This window comes from Aeromonas sp. R2-1 (assembly GCF_040908425.1).
GTDB lineage: Bacteria > Pseudomonadota > Gammaproteobacteria > Enterobacterales > Aeromonadaceae > Aeromonas > Aeromonas caviae.
This window is the reverse complement of sequence record NZ_JBFODR010000033.1, coordinates 1-16,973: the sequence shown is the minus strand read 5'-3', so window position 1 is coordinate 16,973 and position 16,973 is coordinate 1. Positions and strand designations below refer to the sequence as shown.

The following is a 16,973-nucleotide window of genomic DNA, read 5'->3' as shown; positions in this document are numbered from 1 at the left end:
CGGGCTTTTTACTGCCTCCTGCCGGGTGGCGAGATGCCGCAGGCGAGTGGAAGGGGGTTGCCGCGCAGGCAAAGAAAAAGCCCGTCGTGATGACGGGCTTTTTTGGGTAGGTACCCCGGAGATGCCGTTGCCGGTTTGGGCCCTTGAACCGTCGGTTCAAGGCGGAGATCTAATCTGGCCGCAGGCTTCTCGGTCGGGCCGAGCATGCTCAATAGCCAGAAGGCAGACCCCCTGTTTGGTATGAATATCGGCTCGGGGACTTGAACCGGCTGACAAACACTCCAGGGAATTTCAAAACTCGGTGCGATTAGGGCTGTTGCGCCTCTTCGCTGGATTCACCGTATTGTCCGTGCTCGATCAATGCGGCTTCGATGGTGCGTTGCAGCATCTTGATCCGCTTGTCCATGGTCTCAGAGTATTGGTGGTTTTTCTCTTTTTCAAGGCAGAGCTCATGACAGAAATTGAGCGCTGCCATGACGGCCAGCTGTTCGTTGCTGGAGACCTTGGAACGTTGACGAAGCTCGATGAGCTTGTCGGTCAGCTGGTCGGCGGCCTGGCGCAGGGCATCTTGTTGTCCCAGGGGACAGGACACCTTGTAGGGACGTCCCAGAATGACGATTTCTACGGCCTCTATGCTCATGCCTTCCTCAATACGGCGGGGCTGATTTCCGCCTTTATCCACGTGGACAACTGGGCGGGACTATATAGCGCAGATGCAGAAGTTTCAAGGCCTTGCTGGCTCTGGCAGGGGGAGAATGCTAGGATCTCGGCCATAAATTCTGCATATTTGCCTGAACTTTGAGCGGATCCTAGATGAGCAAAACAAACCCCCTGAAATACGCCGCCGTGGCGGACCTGATGGCACAGCACGACCTCATGGCGACGGCCGTCGAGGCCCATGGCGTGATCTGCGGCCTGGTGTGCGGTGGCGTGGCCCTGGACGACAAAAGCTGGCAGCCCCATTTCAATGATCTGATCAACGACGGTTTCGGTCTGCCGGCACCGGTGCGCCAGGTGATGACCGACCTCTATCACGAGGTGATCGAGAGTCTGATGGCACAAAAGGGCGTCGAGCTGCTGCTGCCAAGCGACGAGGCGCCGCTCGATGAGCGCATCGACTCGCTGGTGGACTGGTCCCAGGCCTTCCTAGCCGGCTTTGGCGTGGTCCAACAGGAGCTCTCCAAGGCATCCGAAGAGCTGCAGGAGATGATTCAGGACATCGCCAGCATCACCCAGGTCTCTGCCGAGTTCGATCAGGAAGATGAAGAGAACGAAGCCTCCTTCCTGGTGCTCTATGAACACGTGCGCCTCGGAGTCATGATGGCGTTCGAGGAGTTTGGCAAGCGCCCTGCCGCGCCGAGCACGCCGCCGACCCTGCACTGATCTGCCCGCCCAGCGGGTCAATGAAAGAGCGCATCACGGCGCTCTTTCTGTTTTACAAGGGGTGAGAGCAGGGGAGGTACTCTGCTAACCCATGGTGCCAAAGCGGTTTTTTGCCCGTGGCTTCGCATCCCGTCCGCCACCTTTGTGGTAGGATTGGCCCACGTTTTTTCGCCTATGCCCTCTTCTCATGTCTCAATCTGATCTGGTTCACGTCGACGTGGCTATCGTCGGCGGTGGTATGAGCGGTGCCGTGCTGGCCCTCTCCCTTGCCGCCCTGAAAGGACAGGATGGTGCCCCCCTGCAGATCCTGCTGCTGGAGGCGAGTGCGCCCGAGCTCAATGCTCATCCCGGTTTCGATGCCCGTGCCATCGCGCTTTCCGCCGGTACCTGCGAGGCGCTGGCCCGTCACGACCTCTGGCCGCACCTGGCGCCCCACTGCTCCCCCATCACCCATATCCATGTGTCGGATCGGGGCCACTGCGGCCAGACCCGGCTGTCGGCGGCGGAGTATGGCCTGCCCGCCCTCGGTCAGGTGATCGAGCTGTCGGCGGCGGGCATCGTGCTGCAAGAGGCGATCGCCGCCTGCCCGCAGATCCGTATGTTGTGCCCGGCCAGGCTTGAGGCCATCGACCCCGACGAGGCGGGAGTGACGCTCGCCCTGGAGGGCGGCGCGCGCTACCGCACCCGGCTGCTGGTGGCGGCCGACGGGGGCCACTCCTTCGTGCGCCAGCATTTCAAGATGCCGGTCAGTCGCCACGATTATGGCCAGAGCGCCATCATCGCCACCGTCAAGACCGCCGAGGATCCCGCCGGACGGGCCTTCGAGCGCTTCACCGACGGAGGGCCGCTGGCCCTGCTGCCCATGCAGGACGGCCTCTCCTCCCTGGTGTGGAGCGTCCCGCGGGACGAGGCACCGGGGCTGCTTGCACTGGATGATGCCGCCTTTCTCGCTCGTCTGCAGCAGGCCTTTGGCTGGCGCCTCGGGCGCATCGAGCGTACCGGCGTGCGCCACCTCTATCCGCTGGTGCTGACGGTGGCCGACTACCCCCTGGCCCAGCGCACCGTGCTGGTGGGCAACGCCGCCCACCTGCTGCACCCCATCGCCGGTCAGGGGTTCAACCTCGGCATGCGGGATCTGGACGTGCTGACCCGGACCCTGGCCCGTGCGCTCGCGGCGGGGGAAGACATCGGCGGCTTTGAGGTGCTAAGCGGCTACTGGCAGCAGCGGCGTGACGATCAGGCCCAGACCGTCTGGCTCACGTCCTCCCTGGCCCAGCTCTTCTCAAACCATCACGCTCCCCTGGTGGTGGGCCGCAATCTGGCGCTCTCCCTGATGGGCAGAGTGCCCTCGCTCAAGGCACCGCTCGCCTCCCGCACCCTGGGATTCGTGGGCGAGGTGTGCGGCCAATAAGCGCTGTCGCCCTGGGCGGCAAAGACGATTTCGAGCAAGAGGCACGCCTGTGGGCGTCGCCTCGCAGATCCTGGCGACTCGCCCGGAAAGGACACAAGAGAATGCAGATGCAAGATGTGGATGTGGTGATCGTGGGGGGGGGCATGGTGGGCCTGGGGCTCGCTGCCGCCCTCAAGAACCGGGCGATCAAGGTGGCCATCGTGGAAGGCCGGCTGCCCGATGGAACGCTCGGTGAGACGCCGGACAACAGGGTCAGTGCCCTGAGCCTCGCGAGTCAGCACATCCTGCAAGGGGTCGGCGCCTGGGACGGCATAGTGGCGCGCCGCCTGCAGCCCTACGAGAAGATGCAGGTGTGGGAGCAGGACAGTTTCGGCCACATCGATTTCGATGCTGCCAGCCTGCGTCAGGGGGCCCTTGGCCACATCGTCGAGAACCGGGTGATCCAGCTTGCGCTGCTGGACGCCATCGCGGGGGCCAGCAATATCCAGATGCTGACCCCGGCCCGGGCCACCAGCCTGCAGTGCGGGCCAGCGGGCGCCCTGCTGCTGCTGGAAGATGGCCAGGCCCTCTCGGCCAAGCTGGTGGTGGCCGCCGACGGCGCCCACTCCTGGGTGCGTCGTCAGGCCGATATCCCGCTCACCAGCTGGGATTACGGTCATCACGCCCTGGTGGCGACGGTGCGTTGTGCCGAGCCCCATGAGGCGGTGGCGCGCCAGATCTTCACCCCCCAGGGGCCGCTCGCCTTCCTGCCCTTGTGGCAGCCCGACCTCTGCTCCATCGTGTGGTCTGTGCCCGCGGCCCGCGCCGAGGCGCTCTGCGCCCTGGATGATGACGGCTTCAACCGCCAGCTCACCGCCGCCTTTGATGGGCGCCTCGGGCTGTGCAAGGTGGAGGGGGCTCGCAGCGCCATTCCGCTGACCGCCCGCTACGCCCGCGACTTTGCCCGCGAGCGCCTGGTGCTGGTGGGTGATGCGGCCCACACCATCCACCCGCTGGCGGGGCAGGGCGTGAATCTGGGCTTGCTGGATGCCGCCGCCCTGGCGGAGCAGATCCTCATTCATCACGGCAAGGGCGCGGACATCGGCCTGCTCGCCAACCTGCGGGGCTACGAGCGCTGGCGCAAGAGCGAGGCGGCGCGCATGCTGGCGGCCATGGAGGGGCTCAAGCGACTGTTTGCGGGCAGCAACCCCTTCAAGAAGCTGGTGCGCGGGGTGGGGCTTCGCGCCGTCGACGGTCTTGGTCCCCTCAAGCAGGGCATGATCCGGGCCGCCATGGGGCTGGATGGGGAGCTGCCCACCCTGGCCAAAGGTGAAAAAATCTAATATTACCCCGGGGTTTTAACAAAAAAACTAATCTGACAGGGCGAGATGCCCCTTCGGGGTGTCAGCCTTTAATGTTGGCGAGAAGCGAAACGTTTTTCTGTAAATTGTGACGGGACGGTAAAAATCAACATTAAATCCCGCAGTGGCGCGGTTTTGGCTGTTTTTATCACTGTATTTGCCTTAGTGTCTGGTGTCAGTGAGTTGGGTGAGGATTAGTTTTTTTTGAGCGGTGCCCAGGCACGCTTGTCATATAATCCGCTCCGTTCAAGGAATCACTCCTGCCCGCCCGGGCGGGAACGAGCACAGAGCTTGTGGTCCGTAGTTCCCGACGAGCCGGGGCGGATTGCGAGTGTTGTCGCGAACGCTTAAGGAAACACAGCGATGATCCAGACTACTGTATTGCATCCGAAACACCTGGAAGCGGGTGCCAAGATGGTGGACTTCCACGGTTGGGAGATGCCCATCAACTACGGTTCCCAGTTGGAAGAGCACCATGTGGTGCGCACCGATGCAGGCATGTTCGATGTCTCCCACATGACCATCGTCGATTTGACCGGCGAGCGGGTCAAAGCCTTCCTGCAACACCTGCTGGCCAACGACGTGGCCAAACTCACCGTCCCCGGCAAGGCCCTTTACAGCGGCATGCTCAATCCGGAAGGCGGCGTCATCGATGACCTCATCACCTACTTCCTGACCGATACCTTCTACCGCTTGGTGGTGAACTCCGCCACCCGCGAGAAGGATCTGGCCTGGATCCGCCATCACGCCATCGACTTTGCCGTGAGCGTGACCGAGCGCCCCGAGCTTGCCATGATCGCGGTGCAGGGCCCCCACGCCAAGGCCAAGGTGGCCAAGGTGTTCACCCCCGAGCAGAATGCGGCGGTCGAAGGGATGAAGCCCTTCTTCGGTGTGCAGGCCGGGGATCTCTTCATCGCCACCACCGGCTACACCGGCGAAGATGGCTACGAGATCGTGGTCCCCCAAGAGAAGGCGTGCGATCTGTGGCAGGCCCTGCTGGACAACGGCGTGGCCCCTTGTGGCCTGGGTGCCCGTGATACCCTGCGCCTGGAAGCGGGCATGAACCTCTACGGTCAGGACATGGACGAGTCAAGCTCTCCGCTCGCCGCCAACATGGCCTGGACCCTGGCCTGGGAGCCTGCCTCCCGCCAATTCATCGGCCGCGCAGTCCTGGAAGCCCAGAAGGCCGCCGGCAACCAGCCCAAGCTGGTGGGTCTGGTGATGGAAGAAAAGGGCGTGCTGCGTGCCGGCATGCCGGTCACCTTCACCAGCGAGAGCGGCGAGACACGGGAAGGGGTGATCACCTCTGGCTCCTTCTCGCCCACCCTGGGTTACAGCATCGCCCTGGCGCGGGTGCCCCGCGATATCGGCGAACAGGCCCAGGTGGAGATCCGCAAGAAGCAGGTCACCGTGAAAGTCACCAAGCCGGCCTTCGTGCGCAACGGCCAGCCGCTGGTGTAATCATTGATTGCGGCGAGGGTTGACCTTCGCCGCCCCATTTTTGTTGAAGCGATCCAAGAGCATAAAGGAAGCACAAATGAGCCATATCCCGAGCGAACTGAAATATGCCACCTCCCACGAGTGGGTCCGTGTTGAAGCCAACGGCGAAGCCGTGGTCGGCATCACCGAGCACGCCCAGGATCTGCTGGGGGACATGGTGTTCGTCGATCTGCCGGAAGTGGGCAAGCAGGTGAGCGCCGGTGAAGATTGCGCCGTGGCGGAGTCCGTCAAGGCCGCCTCCGACATCTACAGCCCGGTGAGCGGCGAGATCCTGGCCGTCAACGAAGAGCTGGAAGGCAGCCCCGAGCTGGTCAACTCCGACCCCTACGGCGCCGGCTGGCTGTTCCGCATCAAGCTGGACGACGCGGGCGAGCTCGCCAACCTGCTGGATGCCGAAGGCTACCAGAACGTGGTGGACGAAGAGTAATGCCCCCGGGCCCTGCCAACACAGCAGGGCCCACTTGTATGACTGCCATCCTGCGGCCATGGCGGTTGCAGGATGGGCGCAGCCTTTGCGCCTTCGGGATGCCCTTGCCGCATTCCCCGTCTGCCCGCGGCGGACACAGAACATGAGTGGAGCCGGTATCGACCGGCTACAGGAACATCAGGTCTTGGTTATCAGGATGTCATGCCAGGACCTATTACCAGGAAATAGGGAAATGACCCAGTCACTGTTTGAACTCGAGCAAAAAACCGATTTCATCCGCCGTCACATCGGCCCGGGTGAGGAAGAACTGCGGGCCCTGCTCGCCACCGTGGGTGCCGAGAGCCTGGACGATCTGATTGAGCAGACGGTCCCCGCCGCCATCCGTCGTCCGGGGCCGCTTGGTATCGGCGCCCCCATGACCGAAGTGGAGGCCCTGGCCAAGCTCAAGGGCTATGCGGCCAAAAACCAGATCGCCAAGAGCTACATCGGCATGGGCTACCACGACACCCACGTGCCCCACGTCATCCTGCGCAACGTGCTGGAAAACCCGGGCTGGTACACCGCCTACACCCCCTATCAGCCCGAGCTGGCCCAGGGCCGTCTCGAAGCCCTGCTCAACTTCCAGCAGCTCACCCTGGATCTCACCGGCATGGATCTGGCGAGTGCCTCCCTGCTCGATGAAGCCACCGCCGCCGCTGAAGCCATGGCGCTGGCCAAGCGCATGGCCAAATCCAAATCCAACCTCTTCTTCGTGGCCGACGACGTTCACCCCCAGGTGATCGACGTGGTCAAGGAGCGCGCGGTCCACTTCGGTTTCGATGTGGTGGTCGGCCCTGCGGGCGAGGCCGTGAGCGAAGAGGTGTTCGGTGCCATGTTCCAGTACCCGGGCACCACTGGCAATGTGACCGATCTGCGTTCCCTCATTGCCGCCGTCCAGGCCCAGAAGGGGCTGGCCTGCGTCGGGACCGACATGCTCTCCCTGCTGCTGCTCAAATCCCCGGGTGAACTGGGTGCCGACGTGGTGTTCGGCAGTGCCCAGCGCTTCGGTGTGCCCATGGGTTACGGTGGCCCCCACGCAGCCTTCTTCGCCACCCGCGATGCCTACAAGCGCTCCATGCCGGGTCGCATCATCGGCGTCTCCAAGGATGCCCGTGGCAAGAGCGCCCTGCGCATGGCCATGCAGACCCGCGAGCAGCATATCCGCCGCGAGAAGGCCAACTCCAACATCTGTACCGCCCAGGTGCTGCTGGCCAACATGGCGAGCTTCTACGCCGTTTACCACGGCCCGGTGGGGCTGAAAACCATCGCCTCCCGCGTGCACCGTCTGACCACCATCCTGGCGCTCGGCCTCACCGCCAAGGGCGTGGCCCTCAAGCACGGAAGCTGGTTCGATACCCTCACAGTACTGACGTCGGACAAGGCTGCACTCATTGCCAAGGCCGAAGGGCTCGGCATCAACCTGCGCGCGGATCTCGATGGTGCGGTCGGTGTGTCCCTCTCTGAAACCACCACCCGAGGCGATGTGGCCGAGCTGTTCGACCTGTTCCTTGGGGCGGGTCACGGCCTCGATGTGGAGGCCCTCGACCAGGCCGCCCAGACTCATCACTCCATTCCGCAGGATCTGCTGCGCACCGACGCCGTGCTGACCCACGAGGTATTCAACAAGTACCACTCCGAGACCGAGATGCTGCGCTACATCCACCGTCTCGAAGCGAAAGATCTGGCCCTGAACTACGCCATGATCTCCTTGGGCTCCTGCACCATGAAACTCAACGCCACCGCCGAGATGATCCCGGTGACCTGGCCCGAATTCGGCAAGCTGCACCCCTTCGCGCCGCTCAAGCAGACTCAAGGTTACCAGCTGCTGCTGGCAGATCTGGAAGACTGGCTGGTGAAGGTGACCGGCTACGATGCGGTTTGCATGCAGCCCAACTCCGGCGCTCAGGGCGAATACGCGGGCCTCTTGGCCATCAAGAAGTACCACGAGTCCCGCGGCGAGGGGCATCGCGATGTCTGTCTCATCCCGGCCTCTGCCCACGGCACCAACCCGGCCTCCGCCCAGATGGCGGGCCTCAAGGTCATCGTCACCGCCTGTGACAAGGCCGGCAACGTGGATCTGGACGACCTGCGCGCCAAGGCCGCCGAGGTCGGAGACCAGCTCTCCTGCCTGATGGTGACCTACCCCTCCACCCACGGGGTGTACGAGGAGACCATCAAGGAGGTGTGCGACATCGTTCACCAGTATGGTGGTCAGGTGTACCTCGACGGCGCCAACATGAACGCGCAGGTCGGACTGACGGCGCCAGGCTTTATCGGCGCGGACGTCTCTCACCTCAACCTGCACAAGACCTTCGCCATTCCTCATGGCGGTGGCGGTCCGGGCATGGGCCCCATCGGCGTGAAGAAACACCTGGCACCGTTTGTGGCCGGTCACGCCGTGGTCAAGACCGAGAAGGAGAGCCGTGACAACGGCGCCGTGTCTGCCGCCCCGTTCGGCTCGGCCAGCATCCTGCCCATCAGCTGGATGTACATCGCCATGCTGGGTGACGAGGGGCTCAAGAAATCCACCCAGGTCGCCATCCTCAACGCCAACTACCTGGCCAAGAAGCTCGGCGAGTCCTTCCCCGTGCTCTATACAGGTCGCAACGGCCGGGTGGCCCACGAGTGCATCCTGGACATCCGCCCGCTCAAAGAAGCCAGTGGCATCAGCGAGATGGACGTGGCCAAGCGCCTGATGGACTACGGCTTCCACGCGCCGACCATGAGTTTCCCGGTAGCGGGTACCCTGATGGTCGAGCCGACCGAATCCGAATCCAAGCGCGAGCTGGATCGCTTCGTGGAAGCCATGACCGCCATCCGCGCCGAGATTGCCCGGGTGCAGGACGGTCACTGGAGCCTCGCCGACAACCCCCTGGTCCATGCGCCGCACACCCAGGACGACGTGATGGATGCAGAGTGGAACCGTGGCTACAGCCGCGCCGAGGCGGTCTTCCCGTCCGACGCCGTGCGCGCCAGCAAGCTGTGGCCGTCGGTCAACCGCATCGACGACGTGTATGGCGATCGCAACCTGTTCTGCTCCTGCGTACCGACCGAAGACTATGCCAACTAAGCGGCGTGCCGTGAAGGGCTGACAGCCAATATGCACAAGGCCACCCCCAGGGGTGGCCTTGTTGTTTGTAGAGGAGTGCGCTGGCACAAGTAATCGAAGCTTTGTATCTGCAGAGGTTAGAAAGAGGGCGATTTATCGCATAGGAGTCTCGTAAGATACCTTCTGATAGAACTAGGTATTGGTCGCATACTTCTATCGGCCATTTATCCCTTAATCAAACAAGATCTATTCCATCGCCATGATAAAACGCACTTTCCAAGACATTGATGAAGAACACCTAGTTGATGCCGACAAGCAGCATTTCCTTATGCGTCTGGGTTGGTCTAACGGCGTAACTTGGGAAGAGTTGTTGCTCTCAAAACGTATTCTGCTTATTTCAGAAGCGGGGGCAGGTAAGACCTATGAATGCCGTGATCAGGCTTACCGCCTAGCTGCCGCTGGTGAAGCCGCATTTTTTGTTGAGTTAGCCAGTTTGGCATCAAATGATCTTCGGGATCTGCTGGGCTATGAGGATGAAATACGCCTGGATATGTGGTTAGCATCGCAGTCTGGAGTCGCCACTTTCTTTTTGGATTCTTATGATGAGCTTCAGCTTACCCGAGGTTCTTTCGAGCAAGCTCTAAATCGTTTTGTAAAAGGTATTCACAATCAGTTGGGGAGAGTGCGAGTGGTAGTCACTACTCGTCCCATCCCATTTGATGCACAGCTCGTTCACAGCAAGCTGTCCATTCCACTACAGACCAAGTCTCAATCGAAAGAAGAACAGGAAGAAGAGTTCGCCAGAGTGGCATTGCGTGAACATCTCACAACGCCAGCCAGTAAATCGGAAAAGGATATTGCTCCTGATTGGCGAACCGTTGCACTGATGCCACTATCTGATCTGCAGATTGTCGAGTTTGCAGGCATGCAAGGGGTCAAAAATGCTGATGAGTTGTTGAGGGATATAAAAAGACGCCACGCTCATGAGTTTGCTAGACGTCCTCAGGATCTCATCGAGCTTTGTGCCGACTGGCATGCACAACAGCATATTCGAACCCACTGCGAACAAGTTACAGCCAATATCCGCATCAAGCTCAAACCTCGGGATAGGGAAGATAGAAGTGAGCTTACCGAACTCTCAATAGATAAGGCAATCGAGGGGGCGAGCAGGCTTGCATTGTCGATGTGGCTGACCCGCCGTTTGACAATTCGCCACAATGCCAAAGCGGATAATGTTCAGCAGGATGAAGCAGCGCTGGATCCAGCAATAATCTTGTCAGATTGGACGCAAGATGAGCGGAAAACACTGCTGGAGCGACCGCTATTTGGTTTTGCCTCATATGGTCGTGTGCGTTTCCATCATCGATCGGTTTCAGAGTTTCTTGCTGCCAAGAGGTTGCAAGCTATGAGAGATCGTGGCATGTCATTGCGGGCTCTCAAGCGACTGCTATTTACTGAAACTAAGGGGAGCACTATCGTCTTTCCCTCGAAGAGGGCTATTTCTGGTTGGCTCGCTCTGTTTAATGACGATATTTTTCAGGCAGTTCGTGAAAATGAGCCAGCACTTCTGCTTACTGAAGGCGATCCTGCATCACTTACCCTCAATCAGCGCAAACAGGCGCTCAGGGCTTATGTTGAGCGTTATGGGAAAGGTGGCTGGCGCGGTTTGCAGACCCCTTATATTCAAATTGAGCGTTTCGCCGACCCGGAATTGGCTGATGAAATCAGTCAGATTTGGGAGCAAGGAGTCGAAAACCCAGAGGTTCGCCGTACTCTACTGAATTTAATTGAACAAGGCTCTATCAGTGGATGTGCTGATATTGTATATGATATTGCCTGTAAACCCACAGCTCTGGATATTGAGCGAATTGTTGCTGTTCAAGCACTGGTTGCGATTAATGATCCCAGATTGCCAGACATTGCGAGTGCCATGATTTCCCAGTATCCACAGTGGCCTGACAAAGTTGTACGTGAAGTTGTCATAGATCTATTTCCAGGCCATCTATCCGCATCACAACTTTGTCAGATACTTGGTTGGTTGCAGTGGAAAAAACGGACAGTCAGTAGCCTTAGCTGGCGATTACCGTCACTTATCAAGAATGAGACGCTTGAATTGTCACAGTTGGAGGCATTGCGAGATGGACTGGTTGTGCTCATCTCAAATGGATTGAAATGGCGACAAGATCAATGGCCACATATTGTCTCTTCTCACCCACATCTGAGCAGTGCTCTTGCAGCAGCCTGTGTTCGTGGACTCGATATCAACTGCGATAATAAATGGCTTCATGCCAGTGTGCTTGCTTTACGCTTGCATCAGCAGGAATACGATGATGGTAAGAATCATAACGCCTTGACTGAGAAATTAAGTGGGCTTGATGCTCAGAGTAATGAGCTCGTTTTTTGGGCAATGGATGCCTTGGTACAATCCCTTCATTTTTTCGAAGACTCATGGAAACGATTGGTCGAAACTATCCCATATGATTCCCCCATTAAGCTCACGGTTGAGCGGGATCGCGCTTGGGTTATTAGTGGTGTAGAGGATAAACATAAATCTTTAATTGAACGCGAAATGCTACTGCAAGTCGCACTTTATTACTTGCAAGTGCCAGTAGTGAGCCTGAAACCACTGATCAAAGATCAACCGAGCCTGCTTGCTTTAATTAAAGATAAAATGAAACCTTCTGACTTTGTAAAAGAGCGTAAAAAGTGGGCAGCCCAAGAGGCCGAGCAGCGTCAAAAAAGAGAGAGGAAAGAGGCTGAGAATCGAGCTGGTTGGAAAAAGTTATGGCGTGAGATTATAGATCATCCAGATATCGTATTTTCAGCAGAACGCTGTGAAAATACGGCATGGAATCTATACAGAGTGATGTGTAATACCTACGAGGATACTGACTTTTCTGGTTGGAATCGTCAATTCATTGAGTCCAATTTTGGTAAAGCGGCAGCAGATCGCTTGCGTAGTGTATTGATGACATGTTGGCGTAAACATTACCCCACACTGACCTGTGAAAGGTCTGACGACCAGCGAAATACATATCTGGATATATGGCGGCTAGGTTTGGCTGGCGTGTATGCTGAGGCAGAAGATCCCAACTGGGTGAATAGGCTGACACCTGAAGAGGCCATGCTGGCTGCTCGATATTCTCTGGTTGAGCTTAATGGATTGCCAAAATGGATAGAGGAGTTGGCTGCGTATCACCCATTAGCTGTTGAGGGAGTATTAGGCAAAGAGCTTGCTTGGGTACTCGATACAACACCAGATGAAAGTGCTCATTCAATGATATTGCAGCGAATCCGCAATACGTCTGAATCTGTGGCTATATTATTTATTCCGCGTCTTTCCACCTGGCTGATTGAGACTGATGTCAAGGCGGGAGATGAATCAGGTCTACTAGGATTAATACGGCGTCTATCTCAGGTAATTGAACTGATTTTGAAATTTGGAAATGATGAACAGAGAACACAGTTACGTGCAGTAGCCCAGGAAATGTTAAATAAAGAGGTTGTTGAACCACTGATGCTGGTTTGGTTACCGAGCTTAATCCAACTAAATCCTGAGTTAGGCCTTGATGCATTTGAAAATAAAATAAAGGACGTTGAGCCATCAGCTAAAAGCAAGGCTGTTACATGGTTTAGTGCTCTTTTTAATGAGCGCCGTGATGGATTGAGTCTAAGAAATGAATCCTTCACGTCACAACAATTGCTCCGGCTTTTACGTTTGGCTTATCAGCATGTCAGGCCAGAAGATGATGCCGAACATGAAGGCAGTTTTACACCAGATGTACGGGATGATGCTGAATATACCCGTAATGCTATCGTGGGCGCTCTGTTCGATGCAAAAGGCGAGGAGGGGTGGAGAGCAAAGTTGGCAATGGCAAGCGACCCGCTCTTCAGCCATATCAAGGATCGTATTTTGGCTGTGGCTCAAGAGGCATTAGCTCAGGAAGCTGACTCAGTATTATTAAATGAGCAGGAATGTGTTGAGCTTGACAAAAAAGGTGAAGCACCACTCACAACAAACTCAGCCATGTTTGCTTTGCTACGTGACCGTTTGGTTGACCTTGATGAACTGCTAAAAAGTGATGTTTCGCCACAAGAGGCATGGGCGAAAATTGATCAAGAACGAATCATGCGCCGTGTGATCGCGCGCGAGTTACAGCATGCAGCCAATGGCATCTATAAGGTGGATCAAGAGTCAGTGACCGCTGATGAAAAGGAGACTGATATTCGCCTCCGTTCGACGGCTTCTGAATATGAAGCAGTAATTGAGTTGAAACTTGGCGATAATCGTCCGGCTCGTGACCTGCGTGACACTATCGAATCTCAATTGGTAAGAAAATATCTGTCACTTGAAACTCGCCGAACCGGTGCATTACTGATCACCTTGTCCAAGGTACGGGATTGGGATCATCCTGATAGCGGGAAAAGAATCGGCTTAGAAGAGCTCAAGGAGCTGTTGGATAATGAAGCCAGACGTGTAGAGCGGGAGATGGGAGGTGCAGTTTCATTGACCATACATGTGCTGGATCTCAGGCCGAGGCTGCTGACAGAAAAGCAGTCTCGGTCTAGGGCGATGAAGAACAGGGTAAATCCTGCGTAAAGCTACCAGTGTTTCGAACAGGACTTATTTCAGGTTGCAGAGAGGAATAGCTTCCAGCCAGTACCTTTGGTTGGGTCTTTTCAGTACAAGCCCCCACGGTGCTAGCTTTTGATCAATTAGCGAGATGTCGGGGTTATAGTCGTCTCAGCCCCGGCGCGCCGCCTCGATGGTGGCAATGTCAATCTTGCCCATCTGCATCATGGCCTCAAAGGCGCGTCTCGCTGCCTCGGGGTCGGGATCGCTTATCGCCTCGGTGAGGACCTGAGGGGTGATCTGCCAGGAGATGCCCCACTTGTCCTGACACCAGCCGCACTCGCTCGCCTGACCGCCATGGTCGATGATGGCGTGCCAGTAGCGATCCGTCTCGGCCTGGTCCTGGGTGGCCACCTGAAACGAGAACGCCCAGTTGTGGCTGACCCCGGGCCCGCCGTTGAGGCCGAGGCAGGGGATCCCCATCACCCTGAACTCGACCGTCAGCACGTCTCCTTCCTTGCCGGCGGGATAGTCGGCCGGGGCCCGGTGTACGGCACCGATGGCGGAGTCGGGGAAGAGGCTGGCGTAAAACCGTGCCGCCTCCTCGGCATCCCCGTCATACCAGAGGCAAATCCTGTTCTTGACTGGTCTCATTGTGTCGCAGCTCCATCCTGGTGTTTGTCCTTCGACGCCCGTGAGCGGGCGCCCCGATGGGTATCCTGCCGCCCGCAGCGCCTGCGGCTTCGCTGGGTGACAAGCCAGCCTGTACGCCGTTTGCCACCCGCTTGGGGCTTGCATGATGGGGTCAAGTGTAGTGGCATGGGGATCCTGGTCACCAGGCCGGGAGCCGGCATGAAGGCCGCAGCAAGAGAGGAGTCTGCCATGGACAGTACCCAGCGATTCTCGACCCGGGTCGAGGCCTATGTGAAATATCGACCCGGTTATCCCGCCGCCATGCTGGATTTTCTGGCAAGGGAGCTGGCCATGGGGCCAGAGGCCCAGGTGGCGGACATCGGCGCGGGCACCGGCATCCTGACCGCCCTGCTGGCCCCCCGGGTCGCGCGGGTCTGGGCGGTGGAGCCCAATGACGATATGCGGGCTGCCGCCAAACGGCTGCTCGCTCAGGTGGGGAACATCGGCTGGCTGCACGGCAGTGCGGAAGCCACGGGCCTGCCCACGGGGGCGATGGATCTGGTGACGGTCGCCCAGGCGTTTCACTGGTTCGATCGCGCGGCTTTTCGGCAGGAGTGCCAGCGGCTGCTCAAGCCCGGTGGCCAGGTCGCCCTCATCTGGAATGACAGGCTGACGAACACCCCGTTTCTCAAGGCCTATGAAGAGGGGCTGCACGCCTACTCGGGGGATTACGAGGAGGTCAATCATCGCAACCTCGGCGAGGCGGATTTTCGCGCCTTCTTCACCGGGGAGTACCGGCTCGATCGCTTCGAGAACAGCCAGCTGTTCGATCTTGACGGGGTGCTTGGACGGCTCAACTCCTCCTCCTATGCGCCTGTGGCGGGCACGCCGGCCCACGATCAGATGACGGCGCTCGTTCGCCGCGAGTTTGCTCGCCATGCCGTTGACGGCAAGATAGCCTTCAACTATTGCACCCTGGTCTACAGTGGCCGGGTGTAGCCCCGTTCAGCGCTGACATCCGCAGTGAAAAGGCCCCCGCCAGTGATGGTGAGGGCCTTGTTTCATTTTGGCGGTCTGTATCCGGGCGATGCGAAAGAGACCGTCGCGCGGCGAAGGGGCGGTATCAGCCCTGATCGATGCCGAGAATGGCCATGGCCTTGGCCAGTGTATCGACCGATTCCTGATGCTTGCCCGCGTTGTGCAGGGTCTCTCCGTCCGCTCTCAACTGTTTTACCTCGGCCAGTTGCTCGGCACTGAGGGCGGGGCCTGCGGCCAGGGCGTCGTCTATCTTCTTCATGTCCATGGGGCAGTGGAAGGCGAGGGCGCTGCCGCAAAAGAGCAGGGCGGACAACAACAGCATGAGTCTCATCTTTCGGATCTCCATGAATCGCCCCTACTTTCCTAGACACCTCAAGAGCCTCAAACTGAGGTCAATCAGGAGGTGTTATGAGCAAGCAGCAACGTTACACGGAAGAATTCAAACTGGCCGCCGTCAAGCAGGTGACTGAGCGCCATTACCCAGTGGCAGAGGTCGCTGAGCGACTTGGTGTTTCCAGCCACAGTCTTTACGCCTGGATCAGGCGCTACAGCCAGCCCGCCGTGCAGCAACAGCATGACTCCAGCCAGCAAGCCGAAATTCGGCGCCTCAAGGCTGAACTGCGCCGCGTCACCGATGAGCGAGATATCTTAAAAAAGGCCGCCGCGTACTTTGCCAAGCTGTCAGGGTAAGGTACGCCTTCATCCGGGTGCACGCGTCCACACATCCCATCCGCCGACTGTGTCGGATGATGAATGTCCACCCGAGCGGTTATTACGCCTGGCAGCACCAGCCTTTATCTGCCCGCGCACTTGAAGACCAACGCCTCCTGGGCCAGATCAAGCAATGTTGGCTAGAAAGCGGGGGCGTCTATGGCTATCGCAAGATCCGGGATGACCTGCGAGAGATGGGCGAGACCTGTGGGAAACACCGGGTGGCGCGATTAATGCGTCATGAAGGTTTGCGTTCACAAACCGGTTATCGTCGCCGTCCCGGTCATTATGGTGGCCGGCCAACGGTGGTTGCACCGAATCATCTTGAACGCCAGTTCGATGTGACTGAGCCAAATAAGGTCTGGGTAACGGACATCACTTATATTCGAACCCATGAAGGCTGGCTCTATCTGGCCGCGGTATTGGATTTGTTTTCACGACAAGTCATTGGTTGGTCAATGGGGCCACGGATCGACCGAGAGTTGGCCATCAGCGCGTTACTGATGGCAGTGTGGCGACGGCGACCCGAGCAGGAAGTGCTGGTTCATTCTGACCAAGGGAGCCAGTTTAGCAGCTATGACTGGCAGGATTTTTTGCGGGAGCACCGGCTCAAGGCCAGCATGAGCAGACGTGGCAATTGCCATGATAACGCGGTGGCGGAGAGTTTCTTCCAACTCCTCAAACGCGAGCGGATCCGACGTAAAACCTATGCAGATCGGGAGGAGGCCCGGCAGGATGTGTTCGATTACATTGAAATGTTTTACAACCCCAAGCGTCGGCACAGTTTCAACAATGGGCTATCGCCAGTAGAGTGTGAAAAGCAATATTTCGAACGGCTCAAAAGTGTCTAGAGAAGCCGGGGCGATTCA

The 16,973-nt window shown here is 58.3% G+C and carries 12 protein-coding genes and 1 other RNA gene; 9 read left to right on the top strand and 4 right to left on the bottom strand.

Annotated features, from left to right (window positions below; all coding sequences use genetic code 11):
• Positions 1-108 precede the first annotated feature (108 nt).
• A non-coding RNA gene (ssrS, locus tag AB5Y80_RS11880) (6S RNA) lies at positions 109-291 on the bottom strand.
• A 16-nt stretch (positions 292-307) separates the two neighbouring features.
• Complete coding sequence (zapA, locus tag AB5Y80_RS11875; protein WP_010675086.1) at positions 308-640, bottom strand: cell division protein ZapA; 333 nt, start codon at positions 638-640, stop codon at positions 308-310.
• A gap of 173 nt (positions 641-813) precedes the next feature.
• Here zapA and AB5Y80_RS11870 point away from each other — a divergent pair, with 173 nt between their 5' ends.
• The 7 genes from AB5Y80_RS11870 to AB5Y80_RS11840 all read left to right on the top strand — a co-directional run bounded on the left by AB5Y80_RS11870 (position 814) and on the right by AB5Y80_RS11840 (position 13,749).
• Positions 814-1,383: a UPF0149 family protein gene (locus AB5Y80_RS11870; RefSeq protein WP_042864005.1), complete on the top strand. Its 570-nt coding sequence runs from the start codon at positions 814-816 to the stop codon at positions 1,381-1,383.
• Positions 1,384-1,570: 187 nt separating this feature from the next.
• Positions 1,571-2,794, top strand: a complete 1,224-nt coding sequence (gene ubiH / locus AB5Y80_RS11865) for a 2-octaprenyl-6-methoxyphenyl hydroxylase (RefSeq protein ID WP_368172965.1) — start codon at positions 1,571-1,573, stop codon at positions 2,792-2,794.
• A gap of 101 nt (positions 2,795-2,895) precedes the next feature.
• Positions 2,896-4,116: an FAD-dependent 2-octaprenylphenol hydroxylase gene (locus AB5Y80_RS11860; protein ID WP_368172964.1), complete on the top strand. Its 1,221-nt coding sequence runs from the start codon at positions 2,896-2,898 to the stop codon at positions 4,114-4,116.
• 381 nt (positions 4,117-4,497) lie between these two features.
• Positions 4,498-5,595 carry a glycine cleavage system aminomethyltransferase GcvT gene (gcvT, locus tag AB5Y80_RS11855; RefSeq protein ID WP_368172963.1) on the top strand — a complete coding sequence of 366 codons (1,098 nt, stop codon included), beginning with the start codon at positions 4,498-4,500 and terminating at the stop codon, positions 5,593-5,595.
• Between the two features lie 76 nt (positions 5,596-5,671).
• Positions 5,672-6,061: a glycine cleavage system protein GcvH gene (gcvH, locus tag AB5Y80_RS11850; protein WP_010675081.1), complete on the top strand. Its 390-nt coding sequence runs from the start codon at positions 5,672-5,674 to the stop codon at positions 6,059-6,061.
• 232 nt (positions 6,062-6,293) lie between these two features.
• Complete coding sequence (gene gcvP, locus AB5Y80_RS11845; RefSeq protein WP_368172962.1) at positions 6,294-9,170, top strand: aminomethyl-transferring glycine dehydrogenase; 2,877 nt, start codon at positions 6,294-6,296, stop codon at positions 9,168-9,170.
• Between the two features lie 238 nt (positions 9,171-9,408).
• A complete protein-coding gene (locus AB5Y80_RS11840) occupies positions 9,409-13,749 on the top strand; it encodes an ATP-binding protein (protein ID WP_368172961.1) in 4,341 nt (1,446 codons plus the stop codon).
• Between the two features lie 144 nt (positions 13,750-13,893).
• Here the strand turns inward: AB5Y80_RS11840 and AB5Y80_RS11835 are convergent, their stop codons facing one another.
• Positions 13,894-14,376: a VOC family protein gene (locus tag AB5Y80_RS11835; protein WP_368172960.1), complete on the bottom strand. Its 483-nt coding sequence runs from the start codon at positions 14,374-14,376 to the stop codon at positions 13,894-13,896.
• A gap of 228 nt (positions 14,377-14,604) precedes the next feature.
• Between AB5Y80_RS11835 and AB5Y80_RS11830 the strand changes: the two genes are divergently transcribed.
• Positions 14,605-15,354, top strand: a complete 750-nt coding sequence (locus AB5Y80_RS11830) for a class I SAM-dependent methyltransferase (RefSeq protein WP_010675078.1) — start codon at positions 14,605-14,607, stop codon at positions 15,352-15,354.
• A 124-nt stretch (positions 15,355-15,478) separates the two neighbouring features.
• Here the strand turns inward: AB5Y80_RS11830 and AB5Y80_RS11825 are convergent, their stop codons facing one another.
• Complete coding sequence (locus AB5Y80_RS11825) at positions 15,479-15,724, bottom strand: hypothetical protein (RefSeq protein ID WP_039038816.1); 246 nt, start codon at positions 15,722-15,724, stop codon at positions 15,479-15,481.
• Between the two features lie 77 nt (positions 15,725-15,801).
• Between AB5Y80_RS11825 and AB5Y80_RS11820 the strand changes: the two genes are divergently transcribed.
• Positions 15,802-16,955, top strand: a protein-coding gene (locus tag AB5Y80_RS11820; protein ID WP_139739419.1) for an IS3-like element ISAeca4 family transposase whose coding sequence is annotated in 2 segments (ribosomal slippage) — positions 15,802-16,039 and positions 16,039-16,955 — 1,155 coding nt in all. Because the reading frame shifts where the segments join, the coding sequence is not laid out codon by codon here.
• The last annotated feature ends 18 nt before the right edge of the window (positions 16,956-16,973 follow it).